18 protein-coding genes are annotated in these 18,696 nt (G+C 65.3%); 5 read left to right on the forward strand and 13 right to left on the reverse strand.

All coding sequences use genetic code 11. From position 1 onward, the window contains the following. Nucleotides 1-37 precede the first annotated feature (37 nt). Genes CSQ99_RS00910 through mmsB form a run of 3 tightly spaced genes read left to right on the forward strand, consistent with a single transcriptional unit; the run spans nt 38 to nt 3,607 of the window. The gene (locus CSQ99_RS00910; protein WP_099037149.1) at nt 38-1,555 is read left to right on the forward strand and encodes a CoA-acylating methylmalonate-semialdehyde dehydrogenase; all 1,518 of its coding nucleotides are present in this window, start codon (nt 38-40) and stop codon (nt 1,553-1,555) included. Further along, entirely contained in the window at nt 1,556-2,722 is a 1,167-nt protein-coding gene (locus CSQ99_RS00915; protein WP_099037150.1) for an acyl-CoA dehydrogenase family protein, read from the forward strand. A gap of 9 nt (nt 2,723-2,731) precedes the next feature. Next, nucleotides 2,732-3,607, forward strand: coding sequence for a 3-hydroxyisobutyrate dehydrogenase (gene mmsB / locus CSQ99_RS00920; protein WP_099037151.1), 876 nt, complete (start codon nt 2,732-2,734; stop codon nt 3,605-3,607). Here the strand turns inward: mmsB and CSQ99_RS00925 are convergent. The 5 genes from CSQ99_RS00925 to CSQ99_RS00945 form a co-directional block, all read right to left on the reverse strand. Continuing rightward, complete coding sequence (locus CSQ99_RS00925) at nt 3,604-5,013, reverse strand: HNH endonuclease signature motif containing protein (RefSeq protein ID WP_099037152.1); 1,410 nt, start codon at nt 5,011-5,013, stop codon at nt 3,604-3,606. The two genes, mmsB and CSQ99_RS00925, sit on opposite strands and share 4 nt — an antisense overlap. 57 nt (nt 5,014-5,070) lie before the next feature. Beyond that, the gene (erm, locus tag CSQ99_RS00930; RefSeq protein ID WP_099037153.1) at nt 5,071-5,883 is read right to left on the reverse strand and encodes a 23S ribosomal RNA methyltransferase Erm; all 813 of its coding nucleotides are present in this window, start codon (nt 5,881-5,883) and stop codon (nt 5,071-5,073) included. Nucleotides 5,884-6,088: 205 nt separating this feature from the next. Then, complete coding sequence (locus CSQ99_RS00935) at nt 6,089-7,300, reverse strand: serine hydrolase domain-containing protein (protein WP_099037154.1); 1,212 nt, start codon at nt 7,298-7,300, stop codon at nt 6,089-6,091. Continuing rightward, on the reverse strand, nt 7,297-8,535 hold the full coding sequence (locus tag CSQ99_RS00940; RefSeq protein ID WP_099037155.1) for a serine hydrolase domain-containing protein: 1,239 nt from the start codon (nt 8,533-8,535) through the stop codon (nt 7,297-7,299). Before CSQ99_RS00940 ends, CSQ99_RS00935 begins: the two co-directional genes overlap by 4 nt. 97 nt (nt 8,536-8,632) lie before the next feature. Next, on the reverse strand, nt 8,633-9,436 hold the full coding sequence (locus tag CSQ99_RS00945) for an HAD family hydrolase (RefSeq protein WP_099037156.1): 804 nt from the start codon (nt 9,434-9,436) through the stop codon (nt 8,633-8,635). A 106-nt stretch (nt 9,437-9,542) separates the two neighbouring features. Here CSQ99_RS00945 and CSQ99_RS00950 point away from each other — a divergent pair, with 106 nt between their 5' ends. Then, complete coding sequence (locus CSQ99_RS00950) at nt 9,543-10,208, forward strand: response regulator (RefSeq protein WP_099037157.1); 666 nt, start codon at nt 9,543-9,545, stop codon at nt 10,206-10,208. After that, on the forward strand, nt 10,205-11,431 hold the full coding sequence (locus CSQ99_RS00955) for a GAF domain-containing sensor histidine kinase (protein ID WP_099037158.1): 1,227 nt from the start codon (nt 10,205-10,207) through the stop codon (nt 11,429-11,431). The genes CSQ99_RS00950 and CSQ99_RS00955 overlap by 4 nt, the downstream gene beginning before the upstream one ends. Here CSQ99_RS00955 and CSQ99_RS00960 read toward each other — a convergent pair. The 8 genes from CSQ99_RS00960 to map form a co-directional block, all read right to left on the reverse strand. Continuing rightward, the gene (locus CSQ99_RS00960) at nt 11,428-11,940 is read right to left on the reverse strand and encodes a MarR family winged helix-turn-helix transcriptional regulator (protein ID WP_099037159.1); all 513 of its coding nucleotides are present in this window, start codon (nt 11,938-11,940) and stop codon (nt 11,428-11,430) included. The two genes, CSQ99_RS00955 and CSQ99_RS00960, sit on opposite strands and share 4 nt — an antisense overlap. A 44-nt stretch (nt 11,941-11,984) precedes the next feature. Continuing rightward, a complete protein-coding gene (locus CSQ99_RS00965; protein ID WP_099037160.1) occupies nt 11,985-13,022 on the reverse strand; it encodes a pyridoxal phosphate-dependent aminotransferase in 1,038 nt (345 codons plus the stop codon). Continuing rightward, the gene (locus CSQ99_RS00970; protein WP_099037161.1) at nt 13,022-14,032 is read right to left on the reverse strand and encodes a 3-oxoacyl-ACP synthase III family protein; all 1,011 of its coding nucleotides are present in this window, start codon (nt 14,030-14,032) and stop codon (nt 13,022-13,024) included. The genes CSQ99_RS00965 and CSQ99_RS00970 overlap by 1 nt, the downstream gene beginning before the upstream one ends. Before the next feature lie 7 nt (nt 14,033-14,039). Beyond that, nucleotides 14,040-14,711, reverse strand: coding sequence for an SRPBCC family protein (locus tag CSQ99_RS00975; protein ID WP_099037162.1), 672 nt, complete (start codon nt 14,709-14,711; stop codon nt 14,040-14,042). Further along, a complete protein-coding gene (locus CSQ99_RS00980) occupies nt 14,692-16,422 on the reverse strand; it encodes a thiamine pyrophosphate-binding protein (protein ID WP_099037163.1) in 1,731 nt (576 codons plus the stop codon). The genes CSQ99_RS00975 and CSQ99_RS00980 overlap by 20 nt, the downstream gene beginning before the upstream one ends. An 83-nt stretch (nt 16,423-16,505) precedes the next feature. Continuing rightward, the gene (locus CSQ99_RS00985) at nt 16,506-17,240 is read right to left on the reverse strand and encodes an anti-sigma factor family protein (RefSeq protein WP_099037164.1); all 735 of its coding nucleotides are present in this window, start codon (nt 17,238-17,240) and stop codon (nt 16,506-16,508) included. After that, complete coding sequence (locus CSQ99_RS00990) at nt 17,237-17,761, reverse strand: sigma-70 family RNA polymerase sigma factor (protein ID WP_099037165.1); 525 nt, start codon at nt 17,759-17,761, stop codon at nt 17,237-17,239. Before CSQ99_RS00990 ends, CSQ99_RS00985 begins: the two co-directional genes overlap by 4 nt. Before the next feature lie 137 nt (nt 17,762-17,898). After that, complete coding sequence (gene map / locus CSQ99_RS00995; RefSeq protein ID WP_176560807.1) at nt 17,899-18,696, reverse strand: type I methionyl aminopeptidase; 798 nt, start codon at nt 18,694-18,696, stop codon at nt 17,899-17,901.

Raw genomic sequence — 18,696 nt, forward strand, 5'->3', positions numbered from 1 at the left:
ACTAGGATATCCAAGTATCTAGCAGCGAGGGACGAACATGACCACACAGATTTCACATTTCATCGACGGCAAGCGCGTGGCCGGGCAATCCACCAGGACGGCCGACGTCATGAATCCCAGCACCGGCGAGGTGCAGGCCAAGGTGCCGATGGCGTCGCGTGCCGACGTCGACGCGGCCGTCGCCGGAGCCGCCGAGGCGCAGAAGGGGTGGGCGGCGTGGAACCCGCAGCGTCGCGCCCGCGTGATGATGAAGTTCATCGAGTTGGTCAACCAGAACGTCGACGAGCTGGCCGAACTCCTCTCGCTCGAACACGGAAAGACCGTCCCCGACTCCAAGGGCGACATCCAGCGCGGCATCGAGGTCATCGAGTTCGCGATCGGCATCCCGCACCTGATCAAGGGTGAGTACACCGAGGGCGCGGGCACCGGCATCGATGTCTACTCGCTGCGCCAGCCGCTCGGCGTGGTCGCAGGCATCACGCCGTTCAACTTCCCCGCCATGATCCCGCTGTGGAAGGCCGGCCCCGCGCTCGCGTGCGGCAACGCGTTCATCCTCAAGCCCAGCGAGCGCGACCCGTCCGTACCGGTCCGGCTGGCCGAGCTCTTTCTCGAAGCCGGCCTGCCGCCAGGCGTGTTCCAGGTGGTGCACGGCGACAAGGAAGCCGTCGATGCGATCCTCGAGCACCCCCTCATCCAGGCCGTCGGCTTCGTCGGCAGCTCCGACATCGCGCAGTACATCTACTCGGGTGCGGCCGCCAACGGGAAGCGCGCGCAGTGCTTCGGCGGCGCGAAGAACCACATGATCGTCATGCCCGATGCCGATATGGACAATGCAGTCGATGCGCTGATCGGCGCGGGTTACGGCAGCGCTGGCGAGCGCTGCATGGCGATCAGCGTCGCGGTGCCCGTCGGCGAGCAGACCGCAGACCGGTTGCGCGCCAGGCTGGTCGAGCGTGTCAACGAACTGCGAGTGGGCCACAGCCTCGATCCGAAGGCGGACTACGGCCCGCTGGTCACCGAGGCCGCGCTGGCCCGGGTCAAGGACTACATCCAGCAGGGCGTGGATGCAGGCGCCGAGGCCGTCGTCGACGGCCGTGAACGCGCCAGCGACGAACTGACCTTCGACGAAGCCGACCTGTCGAAGGGTTACTTCATCGGCCCGACGCTGTTCGACCACGTCACCCCCGACATGTCGATCTACACCGACGAGATCTTCGGCCCGGTGCTGTGCATCGTGCGCGCGAAGGACTACGAAGAGGCACTCGCGCTGCCGTCCGAGCACGAATACGGCAACGGCGTAGCGATCTTCACCCGCGACGGCGACACCGCGCGTGACTTCGTATCCCGGGTGCAGGTCGGCATGGTCGGCGTGAATGTGCCGATCCCGGTGCCGGTCTCGTACCACACCTTCGGCGGCTGGAAACGGTCCGGATTCGGCGATCTCAACCAGCACGGCCCGTCGTCGATCATCTTCTACACCAAGACCAAGACCGTGACACAGCGCTGGCCCGCGGGTAGCCACGGCGCCGAGTTCGTCATCCCGACCATGAAGTAGATGGACTACTTCGGGCTGGACGAACATGAACGCGTGATCGCCGAGACGGCGGCAGCGTTCGCCGAGAAGCGGCTCGCGCCATACGCGTTGGAGTGGGACCAAAGCCACCACTTCCCCACCGATGTGCTGCGTGAGGCGGCCGAACTCGGGATGGCCGCGATCTACTGCCGAGAGGATGTCGGCGGCAGTGAGTTGCGCCGACTGGACGCCGTGCGGATCTTCGAGCAGCTGGCGATGGCCGACCCGACCATCGCGTCGTTCTTGTCGATTCACAACATGTGTGCCTGGATGGTCGACACATACGGCACTGACGAGCAGCGCAAGTCATGGTTGCCGCGCCTGGCGTCGATGGAGGCGATCGCGAGCTACTGCCTGACCGAGCCGGGCGCCGGATCTGATGCCGGGGCGTTGCGCACCAAAGCGGTACGGAGCGGCGGGGACTACGTGCTCGACGGCGTCAAACAGTTCATCTCCGGTGCCGGAGCATCCGACGTGTACGTGGTGATGGCACGCACCGGTGGTGACGGCCCGCGCGGCATCTCGGCGTTCCTCATCGAGAAGGACACGCCGGGACTGAGTTTCGGCGCATCCGAGGACAAGATGGGGTGGAACGCCCAACCGACCGCGCAGGTGATCTTGGAAGGTGCGCGAGTTCCCGCCGACACGATGCTCGGCGGAGCCGACGGGGAGGGCACCGGGTTCGGTATCGCGATGAACGGACTCAACGGCGGCCGCATCAACATCGCCGCGTGCTCACTCGGCGGTGCCCAGTCGGCCCACGACAGAGCACGCAGCTACCTGGCGGACAGGCAAGCCTTCGGCGGGGCACTCCTCGACGAACCGACCATCAGGTTCGCCCTCGCGGATATGGCGACGACGTTGCAGGCTTCACGAACCCTGTTGTGGCGCGCGGCATCCGCGCTCGACGAGAACCATCCGGAGAAGGTCGAACTGTGCGCGATGGCCAAACGCTTCGTCACCGACGCCTGCTTCGACGTCGCCGATCAGGCGCTGCAACTACACGGCGGCTACGGGTACCTGCGCGAATACGGACTCGAGAAGATCGTGCGCGATCTGCGGGTACATCGAATACTCGAAGGCACCAACGAAATCATGCGTGTCGTCATAGGTCGGGCCGAAGCGGCCAGGGCCCGCGCGTCGGCTTAAGGGAGAACAATGACCACCATCGCATTCCTCGGGTTGGGCCACATGGGTGGTCCGATGTCGGCCAACCTCGCCGCCGCGGGCCACACCGTGCACGGCTTCGATCCGGTTGCCGCACTGAAGGATGCCGCGGCAGCAAAGGGTGCGCAGGTCTTCGACAGCGTCGCTGCGGCGGTTGCCGGAGCCGACGTCGTCATCACCTCGCTGCCCAACGGCAACATCGTGAAGGCGGTGTACGCCGATGCGCTGCCCGCAGCGCCGAAAGGGACGCTGTTCATCGACACCTCCACCATCTCGGTTGACGACGCGCGCGGGATTCACGCGCAGGCCGCGGACTACGGGCACGCACAGCTCGACGCGCCGGTGTCCGGTGGGGTGAAGGGCGCGACAGCGGGCACGCTGGCCTTCATGGTCGGCGGTGAGGATGCCGCGGTCGAGCGTGCCCGACCGGTGCTGGATCCGATGGCGGGCAAGGTCATTCACTGCGGCGGCTCGGGGACGGGCCAGGCTGCAAAACTGTGCAACAACATGGTGCTCGCCGTGCAGCAGATCGCGGCGGGCGAGGCCTTCGTGCTGGCCGAGAAGCTGGGTCTGTCCGCGCAGTCGCTGTTCGACGTGATCACCGGTGCGACCGGCAACTGCTGGGCGATCCATACGAACTGCCCGGTTCCCGGCCCGGTTCCGACGTCGCCGGCCAACAATGATTTCAAGCCGGGCTTCGCGACCGCCTTGATGCACAAGGACATCGGCCTGGCAATGGATGCGGTCAAGTCGACGGGATCGACTGCGCCGCTGGGCACCCACGCCGCCGAGATCTATGCAAAGTTCAACGAAGACCACGCCGACAAGGACTTCAGCGCGGTCATCGAGCTGATCCGCAACGGTTAGAACGGGGCGGGCGCTTGGTTGCGTGTGCGCTCAGACCTGATCCGTGAGGCGAACTCGGCGGCGCGGGTACGTCGCCGTTTCGGCATCATGAGACCGCGGTCGGCGTCGGTTGGAACCAGAATCGGCGGAGGCGGAAGGTCGGCGGTGGTCGTGTCCCACTTCTCGAAGAACAACCGACTGCCGGGCTTGGTGGTGTACTTCCTGCCACTCGGTGAGGTCCAGATGACGGTGCCGTCGGGCAGTTGAACGTCCTGCCATCCATCAAATGTCTTCATAAGATGGTTCTTTCGGCATAGGCACTTGAGGTTCGACGCATGAGTCGGCCCGTGCGGATACGGGATGGTGTGATCGATGTCGCAGCGATCAGCCGGCACGTCACAGCCGGGAGCCCGGCAGAACAGATCTCGCATCCGCACGAACTCGGCCAACCCCGCGGACGGCTGATAGCGCGGCTCTGCGTCGTCGCTGGGCATGGCGATCGGACGGACCTTGGCGCCGCCACGGATCAACTCCGACAGCAGCGGCGTCGGCACAATGCCCTCTCCGACGATCAGCGCCGCGGGTGCCTTGCCGGCGGTAGGCGCCTGCTCGCGCGAAGCCGCCTCGACCGCGGATTGTTCTGCCAAAACATGGATCACGATGTTCGAAGAAGCCTGTGCGCTGTCCGCGGCGCACCTTTCAGAACCGCACTTGCACGCCAGACGGTCACTGCCCGCGACGATTGCGCCAACTGCGTCTGAGCGACGTTCACCCATGGAGCGGGGGTCCTCATCGCAAACACCGGCAACCATCGCCGCAACGCGACGTTTGAGCACCGCGGCGTCGGTGGTCAATAGCCGACCCCACACCGACGTGGTCTCGGCTGGGTCGTCGAGGTCTCCGATCGAGAAGTCCCGCGAGCGCTTGGATGATTCGGTCCGCCGCACCGCCGCAGGATCGAATCGCTCAATCCAGGCATCGATCTTCTGATCCAGTTTCTGCTCCGACAACCGACCCCAGGTTCTCGCGCTCTCCGCCAAGGCGGCGTCGATCAACGCGATCGCCTCTGGGTCTTCCACCAACTGGGTGCGCCAGGTGATGGCGGAGACGACGCGCGAGCTCACCAGGCCCTGCAGGTAGAGCGCGGCGACGCGGGTAAGCCGGTCACGCAGCGCAACGGCTATCCGCATCTGGCCGGACGCTCGCCGATGCCCGACTGTCATCGCGGCAGCTACTTCCGCAGCAGCCGAATCCCAACCATCGAATGCCCAATTCGCCCGTTCGTCATCGTCATCGACCCGGCGCCTGGCCAGCTCAGCGATTGCGGCCAGGCGGCGCGCCGCCGCGGCGGCCTCGGCCCGCGTCCCGTCCTCGATCGCGGCAACGACCGTCGCGTCGTCCGCGGCGAGGAGGTCTGAATCGAACATACATTCGATTATGCCATTCGGCACCGACACGCAATGGCGCCTTCCGCAGCGACTGGCTCATCGCTGGTTCCTGCCACGCTCGCGCTTGATAGCCGGAGCATGTCCAGAAGCGATCGTGAACAGTTCGGACCACTGCTCGGCTGTGAGGTCACGCGGCAGCGATGTCTCTGAGATTCCATGCGCTGCAGTCCATGTCTTGATTTCCGCTTTAGCTTGGCCTCCGGTGCTTCTAGACAGAATTTGCCGCAGGCCGCGGCCTTTGCTCGAAAAAACGGCATGAACGTATGAGCTGTATTGCCGTCGTTGTGCGGGGTCGACGAGTGGGACGGTGCGTCGGGTGATGGTCATGATTCCGGCGTCCACTCCTGGCTGGGGCGTGAATGCCGATGCGGGTACCCGCTTGCTCAGTTTGAAGACGTACCACGGCCAGCACTGAGCGGTCATCATCGTCGCGCCACCAACGGCAGCGCGGCGACGTGCGACCTCCCACTGCACGATCAGAATCGCGCTTGTCCAGTGGTCGGTGTGCAGGATGCGCCGCATCATTGCGGTGGTTTGGTGGAATGGCAGATTTCCCACGATGGTGTGCGGTGTTCGAGGCAGTCGGAAGCGTAGGAAGTCGCTGTGAACGATGGTCGTTTGCGGGTTCACTCGGTGTTGTAGCCCCTTGACCTGTCGCAGGTCTATCTCGACCGCTGTGATCGGCCGGCGCAGGGTCTGCATTGGAAGTGTCAATGCCCCGCCGCCGGAGCCGATTTCGATGATTGGGCCGTCAGTTTGGGAAACGAGGCCGACGACCACGTCGACCATTTTTGGGTCGGTTAGAAAGTTCTGGCCGAACTCGTGTCGGCCGGCGCGGTAAATAGACATCGCGAATGGACTCCGGGCAGTGGTGGGATGGCCCGGGCAGCACAAAACGCCGCCCAGCTGGTGCGCTGAAAGCGACGGAGCGTGTATCGGTTCGCTGTCCGCCGCTAGAAGCGGCGGAACCTGATCACTGCGATGCTCGTAATTCCCACGGCGGCACCCTACAACATCTTCGCTGTCGTGAGTGCAACGTCATGACCCACAGCGACTAGGCCTGGGTTCTCGCCCCGAGTACGTCGCGGAACAGCGCTTGACGCAGCGCGAGTTCCCTGGGGTCGCTGTAGGCGTGGTACCCGAGCTTGTTCATTACATACCCGAACCCGACGCCGGTGTCCGGATCGGCAAACCCGAACGAGCCGCCGAGGCCGGGCCATCCGAAAGCCTTACCGGTGGAACCGAACACGAACTTGGATGTCGGCTTGCCGAAGCCAAGCGAGAAAGACGCGTCGAGGTGCATGATCCTGTCGCGCGACCCACCGGAGGGCGTCACCGCGGGGCCCGCCAAGGCATCGCGGACGGGCTGGCTCAAGCCCAGTTGCGAATCGCCGGTAGCCGCGCCGCCGTAGAGTTTCGCGATCGACCGGGCCGTGGCCGTTCCGTTGACCGATGGCATTTCCGGTATCCGCACATCGTCACGGTTGAAGTCGCCTGCCTCCTTGATTCCTTCGGCGATCAGGAACGCTCTCGCGATCAGACTGCGTGGGTTGAACAGGCCCGCCACGAACTTCGGGGGCATCGTGTGTAGATGCAACAGCATCTCGGTCCGGGTAACGGGGTCGAGCAGCGCCACCCGATTGCGATCAACCGACTCCGGTAGACCGATGAAGAAGTCCAGACCCAGTGGTGTCGCGACCTCGTCGGCGAAGAACCTGCCGAGCGTGCGCCCCTGCGGGTCGACGCGGTGGATGAGCGCGGACTGGTACCAGCCGAGGGTCACGGCGTGATAGCCGTACCTGCTGCCGGGTGCCCAGGCCGGCACCTGCGCCGCGATTCTCGCCGACAGCTTCTCTGGATCGGTGATGTCGGCGAGCGTCAGCGGCGGCGTGATCGCGACGAGACCGGCCTGGTGGCCGAACAGCTGTCGGACCGTGATCGCGCCCTTGCCGCCCTGCGCGAATTCGGGCCAGTAATCGGCGACCTTGGCGTCGTAGTCGATGAGCCCGCGTGACGCGGCAACCGCTACGGCGAGTGAGGCAACGCCTTTCGTGGTCGAGAAGACGTTGACGATCGTGTCCTGCTCCCAGCGCGCTTGGGTCTTGCCATTTCGGTGGCCGCCCCACAGATCGACGACCTTGCGGCCATCTCGGTACACCGCGACAGCGGCACCGATCTCCTTGCCACTGCTGAAATTACGATGGAATGCGTCGGCGACCTTTCCATACCCCTCGTCGGCGTCACCGCCGATCAGATCCTGTGTCACCTTTGCGGCCTCGCGCGGAGAACGTCGCGAAACAGCGCTTGGCGCAGGCGAAGAGCTCGCGGGTCGCTGATGAAATGGAACCCTAGCTTGTTCATCACATAGCCGAACCCGATACCGGTATCCGGATCGGCGAAGCCGACCGAACCGCCCGCACCGGGTGCCCCGAATGCCTTGTCGGAGGATCCGATCACATACTTCGTACTCTTCGGGATGGGCCTGCCGAAGCCGAGGGAGAACGACGTGTCGACATGCAGCACCTTGTCGCGCAGGCCCTTCGTCGGATTCACCGGTGGTGCCGTCAACGCCGCGAAGACCTCTGGGGTCAAACCGATACCCGAGCCGCCGATGGCCGCATCGCCGTAGAGTCTGGCCACCGATTCAGCAGTGCCCGTCCCGTTGGCGGCGGGTATCTCCACGACACGGACATCCTCACGGTTGAACGTCCCAAGACCGGTCGCGCCCTCGAATGCGACGCCCGCTTGGGCCGTCAGCGTCATCGGAATGAACCAGGCGGCCGCCAACTTCGGTGGCAGCACATGGAGGTGCATCAGGGTCGCGATCTGAGAAGGCACGTGCAGATGCGCCACGCGGTCGCGGTCGATGTAGTCCGGCAGGCCGATGTGAAAGTCCAGCCCTAGCGGCCGTGCGATCTCGTCGGTGAAATACCGACCGAGAGTACGCCCATCGGGATCGGCATGCCGAATGAGTTCGGACGCGTACCACCCGAGCGTGACGCCGTGGTACCCATGTCGGGTGCCCGGGGTCCAGGCGGGGACCTGCGCAGCCAACCTCTCCGAGAGTCGATCGGGGGCCGCGATATCGGCAAGGGTCAGCAGCGGTTTGATCACCGGCAGCCCGGCCTGGTGGGCCAGCAACTGCCGCACCGTGACCGCTTCCTTGCCGCCCTGCGCGAACTCCGGCCAGTAGTCGGCCACCCTCGCGTCGTAGTCCAGCAGCCCGCGCGAGACCGCCCGCGCCACCGTCAGAGCGGCAACACCTTTGGTCGTCGAAAACGTATTGACCAACGTGTCGTTCGTCCACGGTGATCGGGTAACACCGTTGCGGAATCCACCCCAGAGATCCACGACCTTGCGGCCGTCGCGGTAGATCGCAAGCGCGGCTCCGACCTCCGCACCGCTGTCCAGGTTGAGCCGAAACGCGTCGGCAACCTTTCCGTAGCCCTCATCGACGTCACCGCAGACACGCTCCGGCGAGACTCGGGTTCTCTGAGCCATAACCTAGTTCACCGCCTAAACGGCGGGCGCAGCCAACGACACACCGCCGTGCGCGGGAATGTTATCTGCGCAGACGCCGCGAGACGTGATGTTTGGGCTACGCGGCAGAGGACTTGTGTGTCGACCACCAGCGGCCGTGCATACGTTGGCAATCGGCGACACGCAGCGGCGTATCGCCGCCGAAGTCCGGTCGCACCGCAACGGCGGCCGGGATTTCAGGCACACCTTCTCCGGTGATGACGACGGAGGCCAGCCCGGAGCTGTTCGCCGCTCGCAGCCCGGAGGCCGAGCCGCTGATCGCAAGCGCACTGTCGGCGGTGATCCCGAGTTCGCACAGCGCGAGGCGGTGAGCTTCGGGACAGGGCATCGTCTTTTTGACATCCTCGACGGTCGCCACCGTCTCGACGATTCCCTCGCCGACCAGCTGCCGGACCAGGGGCTCCGCCCAGCTCCGCTGCCCACTGGTCACGACGGCCACCTGCACGCCTGCCGCGAAGATGTCCGCGACGAAGTCGACGAGTCCGGGACGCGGGGCGAGATCCCGGTCGAGAATCAGCTCGTCGAACAGCATCGTCTTGGTGGCGTAAATCTCGTCGGCGAGCAGCTTTGTCAGCACATCGGACTCGGTCGCCACGCCACGCTTGCGCAGTTCAGCCGCGACACGCTGTCGCTCATCGGTGAGCGCCAGCAGTTGTCGGTAGCGCGTCACCGACCACCGGAAGTCGAGACCATGCGCGGCGAAGGCCGCGTTGTACGCCTCCCGATGGCCGTCGCATTCGATGTCGGTCAGGGCGTCGAGGTCGAAGATCACGGCGCGCAGCGCGCTGCTGGTACCTACCGGTGCGGCGGAGTCCCACCAGAAGCGGCCCGCACGCCAAGTCGTCTCATGCGTAGTCGGCATGAAGCTAGGGTGGCCCACATCACAGCCTGCCAACCTCCCCCATTTGGGGGATCGGCGATGCCAACTTCTATTACCCCTGGAAAACGCCAGCTCTAAGGTGGTGCACATGACATCCGGCAGCGCTCCGGTGCGTCTGGTGCTCGTCGACGACCACGAGATGGTCATCGAGGGCCTCAAGGCCATGCTCGCGGCCTTCCAGGAGCGCGTGCAGGTGGTCGGGCAGGCCGTCGGTGCCGAGCGGGCGCTCAGCGTCGTCGACGAACTCAACCCAGACATCGTGCTGTCGGATGTGCGCATGCACGGATCCAGCGGGCTGGACCTCTGCATGGAGCTGCGCGAGCGGGATCCCAAGCGCAAGGTCGTGATGCTTTCGGTTTACGACGACGAGCAGTACCTGTTCCAGGCCCTGCGGGTAGGTGCTTCCGGGTATCTCCTGAAGAGCATCAGCAGCGACGAACTCGTCCGCCAGCTCGAGTACGTGCACCGCGGCGAGACGGCGATCGATCCGAGCATGGCCGCCAGAGCGGTGGACACCGCGGCACGGATGCAACGCGACGAATTCTGGCCCGGCGCGCGGCAGGGTTTGACACAGCGGGAGAGCGAGATTTTGTCGTATGTCGTGAACGGCCTGTCCAATCGCGCCATAGCCACCAAGCTGGTGATCGGCGAGGAGACGGTCAAGACGCACCTGAGCTCCATCTACCGCAAGCTCGGGGTCAGTGACCGCACCGGCGCTGTCGCAACCGCCCTGCGCGAAGGCATCTACCAATGACCTCGTCGGACCGTCCTTCCAACGCCGTCCGTGACCTGGTCGACGCCGACCGCGAACTCGCGTTGTTACGCGAACTGATCCAGGCCGCGTCCAAGGGGCCCGGCGTCGAGCCGCTCGCTGCCGCGGCGGCCCGGATGATCACCGCCGCCACCACCAGCGATGTGTGCTTTGTGCACGTCCTCGACGACAGCGACCGGTCACTGACGCTCGCGGGGGCGACGCCGCCGTTCGATGCCGAGGTCGGCAAGATCAGGCTGCCGTTGGGCCAGGGAATTTCCGGCTGGGTGGCCAGTCACCGCGAACCGGTGGTGATCAGGCAGGACAAGGAGACCGATCCGCGGTACATGCCTTTTGAGTCCCTGCGCGGCAAGGACTTCACGTCGATGGTGTCGGTGCCGATGGAGACGGACCCGGGCGGGCTGGTCGGCGTGCTGAACGTCCACACCGTCGACCGGCGCGAGTTCACCTCGGGTGACGTCGAACTGCTTCTGGTGATCGGCAGGCTCATCGCAGGTGCGCTACATCAAGCCCGACTGCACCGACAGCTGGTGGCCCGCGAACGGGCACACGAGAACTTCGTCGAGCAGGTGATCGAGGCCCAGGAGCTCGAGCGGCGGCGGCTGGCCGGCGACATTCACGACGGCATCTCGCAACGGCTGGTCACTCTGTCCTACCGGCTCGACGCGGCGAGCCGGTCGGTGCCCGACGATCCGGAGGCTGCCGCCGAACAGTTGGAGAAGGCCCGCGAATTGGTAGACCTGACGTTGCAGGAGGCCCGCGCGGCGATCGGCGGTCTGCGGCCACCTGTGCTCGACGATCTCGGCCTTGCCGGCGGGCTCGCCAGCCTCGCGCGCTCCATCCCCCAGATCGGTATCGACGTCGAACTGGTGGAAACCCGCGTGCCCGACCACATCGAGATCGCGTTGTACCGGATCGCTCAGGAATGCCTGCAGAACGTCGTCAAGCATGCGAAGGCCACGTCAGCGCGACTCACCTTCACCGTCGATGCCGGTGACACCGGAGAGGTCGCCCGGCTCGAGATCGTCGACGACGGAGTCGGTTTCGACACATTCGAGCATCCGCTGGGCAGCGACGAGATGGGTGGCTACGGTCTGCTGTCGATGGCCGAACGAGCCGAGATAGTCGGCGGCAGGCTCAACATCCGCTCGCGCCCGGGTTCGGGCACGGCGGTCACGGCGACGATCCCGCTGCCCCGGACCTAGAAGTCACCGGAGTTGCGGCGCAGCGTCTCGATGGACTCCGCGAGCGACCGGGACTCGTCGTCGGACATGCCGATATCGGCGAAAACCTCGTTGTTGAGCGTGACGGTGGCGTCCTCGACCGTCGACCGGCCGAGGTCGGTGATCCGCACCAGCGTGGTGCGGCCGTCGGTCGGATGCGGGGTGCGCTCGACCAGGCCGTCGGCCTCCAGCCGCCGGATGGCGTGCGTGACGCTGGTGACGTGCACCTGCAGCCGGTCGGACGCCTTGGTGATCGGCAGCGCGCCGTCCCGACTGAACGCCAACAACCGCAACAACTCATATCGGGAAAAGCTGAGGTCGTACGGTCTTAGCGCGTTCTCGACGCGGGCCAGCAGAATCTGGTGCGCCCGCATCACCGACGTGACCGCGACCATACCGTCGGCGACCTCGCCCCAGCCGAAGCGCTCCCAGTTGGTGCGCGCCAACGCGATGGGATCGCGCTTGCGCGGCCACGAAGGTCGGGAGGGCACGCCTCTTCATACCGCACGCGGCACACTTCCGTCCCCGTGTTGCGTCAGTGGACCGCGGCCCTCACCGCGGTCAGCACCGCGCGGGTGGACTGGCGGCTACCTACGGTGATCCGCACGCCGCCGTCGGCATAGCCGCGGACCTGCAATCCGGTGTCGTCGAACATCTTCCGCCACTGCCGACCCCATGACGGCAAGTAGACGAAGTTGGCATGCGCGTCGGTGCTGTAGATCCCCATCGCCCTCAGCCGTGTCCGCAGATAGCGACGTTCAGCCGTGATCATCCGGATACGTTGTTGCAGCTCACTTTCCGCGTCATACGATGCTGCGACGGCCACCAGACCGGTGATGGCGATGCCGAACGGCAGCTGCATGGACCACAGCCTGCGGGCCAGATCGGGGCCGCAGAAGCCATAGCCGACGCGGAGTCCCGCCAGCCCGTACGCCTTCGAGAAGGTCCGCACGACGACCACGTTGGGGTGTCGCGCGACGAGCGCCGGGCCGTCGATTCGATGATGCGGCGAGAGGAACTCCGCATACGCCTCATCGAGCACCACGACGGTCTGCGGTGGGACGCGTCGAAGGAACCGCTCGATATCGGCAGGCGACTCAACGGTTCCCGTCGGATTATGTGGTCGGCACACCACCACAACGCGGGCCTTCGCGGCCGCGTCGGCCATCGCATCGAGATCGTGGTGTCCGTGCGCATCGAGCCCGACGGTGACCGGTTCCAGCCGCGCCATGTGGGCGAAGATCGGATAGCCGTCGAAGGTCGGCGAAGCCATCACCATCCGGTCGCCCGGATTGGTGACGGCGTTCAGCACCTGCATGATCACACCCGTGGCGCCAGCTCCGATGACGACCTGCTCGTCGCGCACACCGACGTGGCCTGCGATGAGAGCGCGAAGCCGCTCGGGCAAGAACTCCGGATACCGGTTACCCGAGTCGATCGCGGAGACCAGCGCGGACCGAACAGCAGGCAATGGCGGAAAGGGATTCTCGTTGAGCGACAGGGCCATCGGGTTCACCGCATCGGGTAGGGCGCCGACTGCGGCAACAGTCACCTCACGATTCGGCGTGGACATCAGTCTCGACCGCCCCACCTGACGGCGGCGGCGCCTGCGAAGTCCCCGGCATGGGCGAAAGCCGACATCAGCACGATGTCGCCCCGCTTCAGTCGACCGTCGGTGACGGCGCGGTCCAGGTTGACAGGAATGCCCGCGGCGAACAGGTTCCCGCAGTCGTCGAAACTATCGACGTGTCTCGATTTATCAAGTTCGAGCGCCTCGCGCCAGTTCCGCAGAAAGGCCCGATTCGGCTGATTGGTGACAAGGAGGTCAAGATCGGAGGGCTTCACTCCGATTCGATCGCAGACTACATAGGAGACCTCGGGCACCTGGCGATTACCACGGGCCAGCACCTTGGTGATCTTGCTTTCGGTGAAGCCGATGCTGGCCTCCCCCGGCCCGGGCTGCCACCATTTGCGAGGGGGATCGACCGCGAGCGTCATATCGCCTGCGAACTCCCCGTAGGTGCGGCATTCGATGTCGAGGATCGGTGAGGAGTCCGACAGGGTCACCAGTCCGACCGCGGCGCCATCGCCGGGTACCGACGCCTGCGCCTTGGTCCGAACGGTCGGCTGGTCGAACGCCTGACCTGCCGCGTTCTGGGCTATCGCGACAAGTGCGGTTCGCCCCTCACCCGACTCGATCAGGTTGCGGGCGACTTTCAGCCCGAGCACGAATGCCGCGCATCCGCCGTTGTGCAGGTCGAGCACCCAATTCGGTTTCATACCAAGGCGATGCGCCATTCCACCGCCACCGCCGTAGAAGGGCATGTCCGGCATCTGGGTGTGGGTGATGAGGATATCGGCACCCGCTATGGTGTCGTGGCCGTGGCGTTCGATCAGCCCGGCCGCGGCGCGCTCCACCATATCGATGGCGGTTTCGTCCTCGGCAACATGGTGACGGAACTTGGGTGCGCGGAACATCACGTTGTCCCGCAGGTCGTCGGACTCGGCGAACTGCGCGTAGTAGGCGGCGCTGATCGGTTCGCCCGGTAGATATGTCGACACATCGAGAAGACTGACGCTCATGAGTTCCTCACTTCATCCAATCCGGCTTGACGGCAAGGCCGTTGCGATGGCGGTATTCGGCGATCGCTTTGAGGTTCTTCAGCTCCAGTAGGTGGCCGGGGCCGAACATGTCCCAGAAATCCCCGACCCACACCGGCCGCTTGGGCGGCGCGGTCTCCGGGTACGGGTTCTTGTCGTAGAACGGATGGTGGCAGTTGGTCCACAGAACCACCGAGCCCGGTTTGTCGAACACCAACTGCGCGTCGACAATTCGCATCAGATAGATCATCCAGAGGTGCTTGCCCTGATCCCATGCGCAGTGGTAATCGATCGTCCGCGATTCGGGGTTGGCGACAGTACGGGTGTAGATCGGGCTGCCGGTATCGCCACCGAGTTTGTCGTATGCCACCCACAGCCCCGGTTCCTCCGTCGGCTCGAAGCCGCGCAGGCTGTAGGTCCACTCCTCCAAGCAACGGGTATCGGCCAACCATTCGAAGAGCTCATCGGGTGGACATTCAACGTAATCGTTGACGGTGCAGTATTTTCCGAATACCTCATCGTGTGGATACACCGAACGCATCTGCTCCATGATCATGGGTGTCGCCTTCTCCTTCGGCGAGGTCTCGACGCGGATCACCCCGTCGATCGGATCGGTGGTACCCCGATCGACTGCGATGTCCTCAAGTGCGGGCAGTGACATAAGAGTGTTCCTCCTTCGTGATGGACGGTTTGGTGACAGCACGGGCGTCGTTGCCGAGGAAGGCTGCGAATGGCGGCACTTCATCTGCGGAGCACTCGATACTGATGACCGACGGCCCGTCGACATCGAGTGCGCCCTCGAGCGCGGCAGGCAGTGCGTCGAGGTCGTAGACATCCACCGCCCGCAGCTTCGGGAACATCGCGGCCAGCCCGGCACCCAACCGGCTCGGCCCGAACCGGTTGTAGCTGTATAGGTCGCCGTAGAACTGCTGCTCGCGTGTCACACACATGGCGTGCGCATGGTTGTCGAACAGCAGGAAGGTGACCGGCAACCGGTACTGCAGTGCCGTGTGAATCTCCATGCCGTGCATGAAGAATGAGCCGTCACCCGCGATGACAACGGTCCGGCCGACGGAGTCTGTACCGCGGCCGAACGCCACGCCGATGCCGGCGCCGAAGCTGTATCCCATCCCGCCCATGCCCAGCGCGACGATGAACCGGCCATCGCGGCGGACCGGCAGGTGATGTATCGCTGCGGCGCCGATGTTGCCGGCATCGACGATGACGTCGGACCCATCGGGCAGCATCCGGTCGAGCACCGTCATCGCATCGCGGTACCGGATCCCCGAACCGCCGTGCCCTGGCGGGCGCAGTTCCGTACGCCGCACCGCGTCTGGCACGCGGATGCGGGCCGGGCGGCCGTGGCCCGACAGCGCCGAGGTGAGCATCGACAGCGATCCGCGCAAGTCCTCGGTGTGTACGTGGGTGCACGGCAGGTACGGAGTCTCGGCGCCGATCGAATAGACGCGTGTCGACCGCAGCGCGTCGTCCAGACCTGCACGGGCCGTCACCGAGAGTCGGGTGCCGACCACGATGCACAGAGCGCTCTCGGCGATGGCATCCGCGACGCTCGGGTGGCCCATCACACCAGTCACTCCGAGTGCGGATGACGATCCCATCCCTGGCGTTCCTGCAACGTCTTTGGCGTCGGGAACGCACGCCACGCGCGCCCGCAACAGCGAGCGCAGCTGCTCGAGTTCTGTGCGCGCATCGTCACGAGCCACCTGTTCGCCGGCGATGATCGTGACTGGCCCGTCGATGCGCCGAAGCGCCCGTGCGATCGGATGCGGGTCGCCGGTGTGCTTGTCGCTCCGATCGATGAAGGCGTCGCCGCCGTTCACCGCGCGAAGCGCCGCCTGCTGAATGTCCTTGGGCAGCAGCAACACTGCTGGTCCACCGGAGCGGGCTGCGGCGACCGCCTCCGGCAACGCCGTGATGATGTCTTCCGGTGTCGTCACCCGCTTGCAGTAGACCGACACCGCTGAGAACAACGCCTGACCGTCGAGGGTGCCGTTGCGGCCGCTGGTGTCCTGGAAAGAACCACGACCGTCAAGGGACGTGGGCGCCTGTCCGATCAGCGCCAGCACGGGAATTCGGCTCGCGAAGGCCTCCCCGAGGCCCGGCACGGTGTTGAGGCATCCGCCGCCCGATGTCGCAGCCACCACACCGAGCCCGGCTCCACTGCGGCTGTATCCGTCGGCCATTGTCGCAGCGGAAAACTCGTGCTTGGCAAGCACCGCCGTGATGTCCGCGCGGTAGAACGCCGCATCGTAGAGATCTTCAATGTTGGCGCCATCGACGCCGAATATGTAGTCGACGCCCATCCCGGCGAGATACTCGACGATGTGGTCCACAACGCGATGCCTGGCCATATGTCACCTGTCCCCTATGCTCGTCGAGCGGCTTCATAGAGGACACGAGTGGCTAGTGGATTCGGTTCACCCGGTGGCTCGAATCACAGTTGCTTTTCGAGCAGCACCTGGCCCGAATCAGACGAAACCAGTTGCACAGCAGCGATTTCCTCCACCGGGAGGGGGGTGTTCGCGCTGGGCAATGCCGTCGCACCGGACAGTCCGAGCCACGTCGCAACCTGGCTCTGACTTCCGTCACGGCCGACGATGACCATGCCGAGGTTCTGCGGCGGCGCATCGCGTCGCCCCCAATCGCCGTACGTGCACGCCATGTCGATTCGGGTACCCCAGCCGTAACCCGTCATGCTGATGGTCGCGTTGATCGGCGTCTCGGACACCTTCGTCATTTCCATCGCGGATCCGGCGGCCTGCTCCGTGCCGGTCTGCAGCCCGAGACTGCCCGGGCGAATCGCGATCACCAATCCGATCGCCAGCACGGCCGCCGCGGCGGCGAGCGCGGCGGTGGTCACCCACCGGGAGCGCCTGCGACTCGCGTTGACGCGGTGCAGAAGCGAATCCAGCATCTGGGGTCGCAGCTGCGGCTCAAGGGAGTTGCCGTCGAGCGATGCGACATCGGCGGAGTCGAGTTTGGCTAGCAAGGGCGGGATTTCACCCAACTCCTCGACGGCGGCACGGCACCGCGAGCACGTCTGCAGGTGCGCTTCGTATTCGCGGAGATCGTCTGCGGACAAGGAGCCAAGGACGTACGCGGCGTCCCACGTCGCATAGCGATCGTCGTCCACGTCGTCACCCCCTCTGGGTAGCCCGAACAGAGTCATCTCCTCACCCCCATCTCCTGCAGCGTGAGTCGCAGGGCCCGCATCCCGTAGTGCATTCGCGACTTCACGGTGCCCTCGGCGATCTCCAGGTCGTCGGCGATCTGCGCGGTGGTGGCGCCTTGGTAATACGCGCGGGTGATGACAGCCCGGTGGTCGTCGGACAGCTGGGCCATGGCCTCGATCAACAACATGCGGTCCAACGCCGTCTCCACCTCGTCGGGCCCCGCGCGGTCCGCCGCCTGTTCGATGTCGGGCGTGCCCGATTCGCTGCGGAACCTTGCGCTTCGTCTCTCGTCGATGACGAGGTTACGCGCCACGGTGAACAGCCAGGCCCGCGCCGATCTCTCTTTGTCATCGGTCACCTCGGGGTGGCGCCACGCACGCAGTAGCGTCTCCTGCACGACATCCTCCGCCCGAGCCGTATCCCCGGTGAGCCGCACGGCGTAGCGCCAAAGAGCTGCGGCGTGCTCCTGATAGAGCACCCGCATGACCTGGCCTTCGGCGGTCTCCGGGTCGTCCAAATTTCAACCTCCGTTGTTAATACGAGGTTGCCGGTCATCTGGTTCAGTATCGGCGTATTGCCATACACCGCCCAGTGTGGACTTGATGCACACAATCAGGGTCACAACCGTGCGGGTAACCCACGTTCGCGCGGAAACTAGAGAGACGTGAGAATCCGCGGTCCGTCATCGGTCACGGCCACGGTGTGCTCCCAATGCGCGGCCCGGGAGCCGTCGGCGGTGACGACGGTCCATTGGTCTTCGAGGACAACCGTCTTCGTGGTGCCCAGAGTGAGCATCGGTTCGATGGCCAAAACGGATCCGGGCGCCAGGTGCGGACCGCGGCCGGGGGCTCCCTCATTGGGTAGAAACGGGTCCATGTGCATCTGTCTGCCGATGCCGTGGCCTCCGTAGCCGGCGACGATCCCGAACTTGCGATCGTGCTTGGCCTCGGCTGCACGGGTTCCGACCTCGATGGCGTGTGACACGTCGGAGAGCCGGTTGCCGGGCACCATCGCGGCGATGCCGGCCGCCATGGCCTCCCGGGTGGCCGCGGACAGCGCTTCGTCGACGGGGATAAGCGCACCGATACCGAAGGTGATCGCCGAGTCGCCGTGCCATCCGTCGAGGATGGCGCCGCAGTCGATGGACACCAGATCACCCGACGCCAGTGTTTCGGATGCAGTGGGAATGCCGTGCACCACACGGTCATTGACCGACGAGCAGATGCTGGCCGGGAAGCCGTGGTAGCCGAGGAACGACGGGATACCGCCACCGTCGCGGATCACGGATTCGGCGATCTCGTCCAGCTCGAGCGTCGATACGCCCGGGGCGGCGGCGTTGCGCACAGCCAGCAGCGCGGACGCAACCAGTGCGCCAGCGGCGGCCATGGCATCAAGTTCAGCGGGGGTCCGCTGCGGGACGACCCGACGGCTTCGTAGCCCTGGCAGACCCAT

The organism is Mycobacterium neglectum, from assembly GCF_002591975.1.
Classification (GTDB): domain Bacteria; phylum Actinomycetota; class Actinomycetes; order Mycobacteriales; family Mycobacteriaceae; genus Mycobacterium; species Mycobacterium neglectum.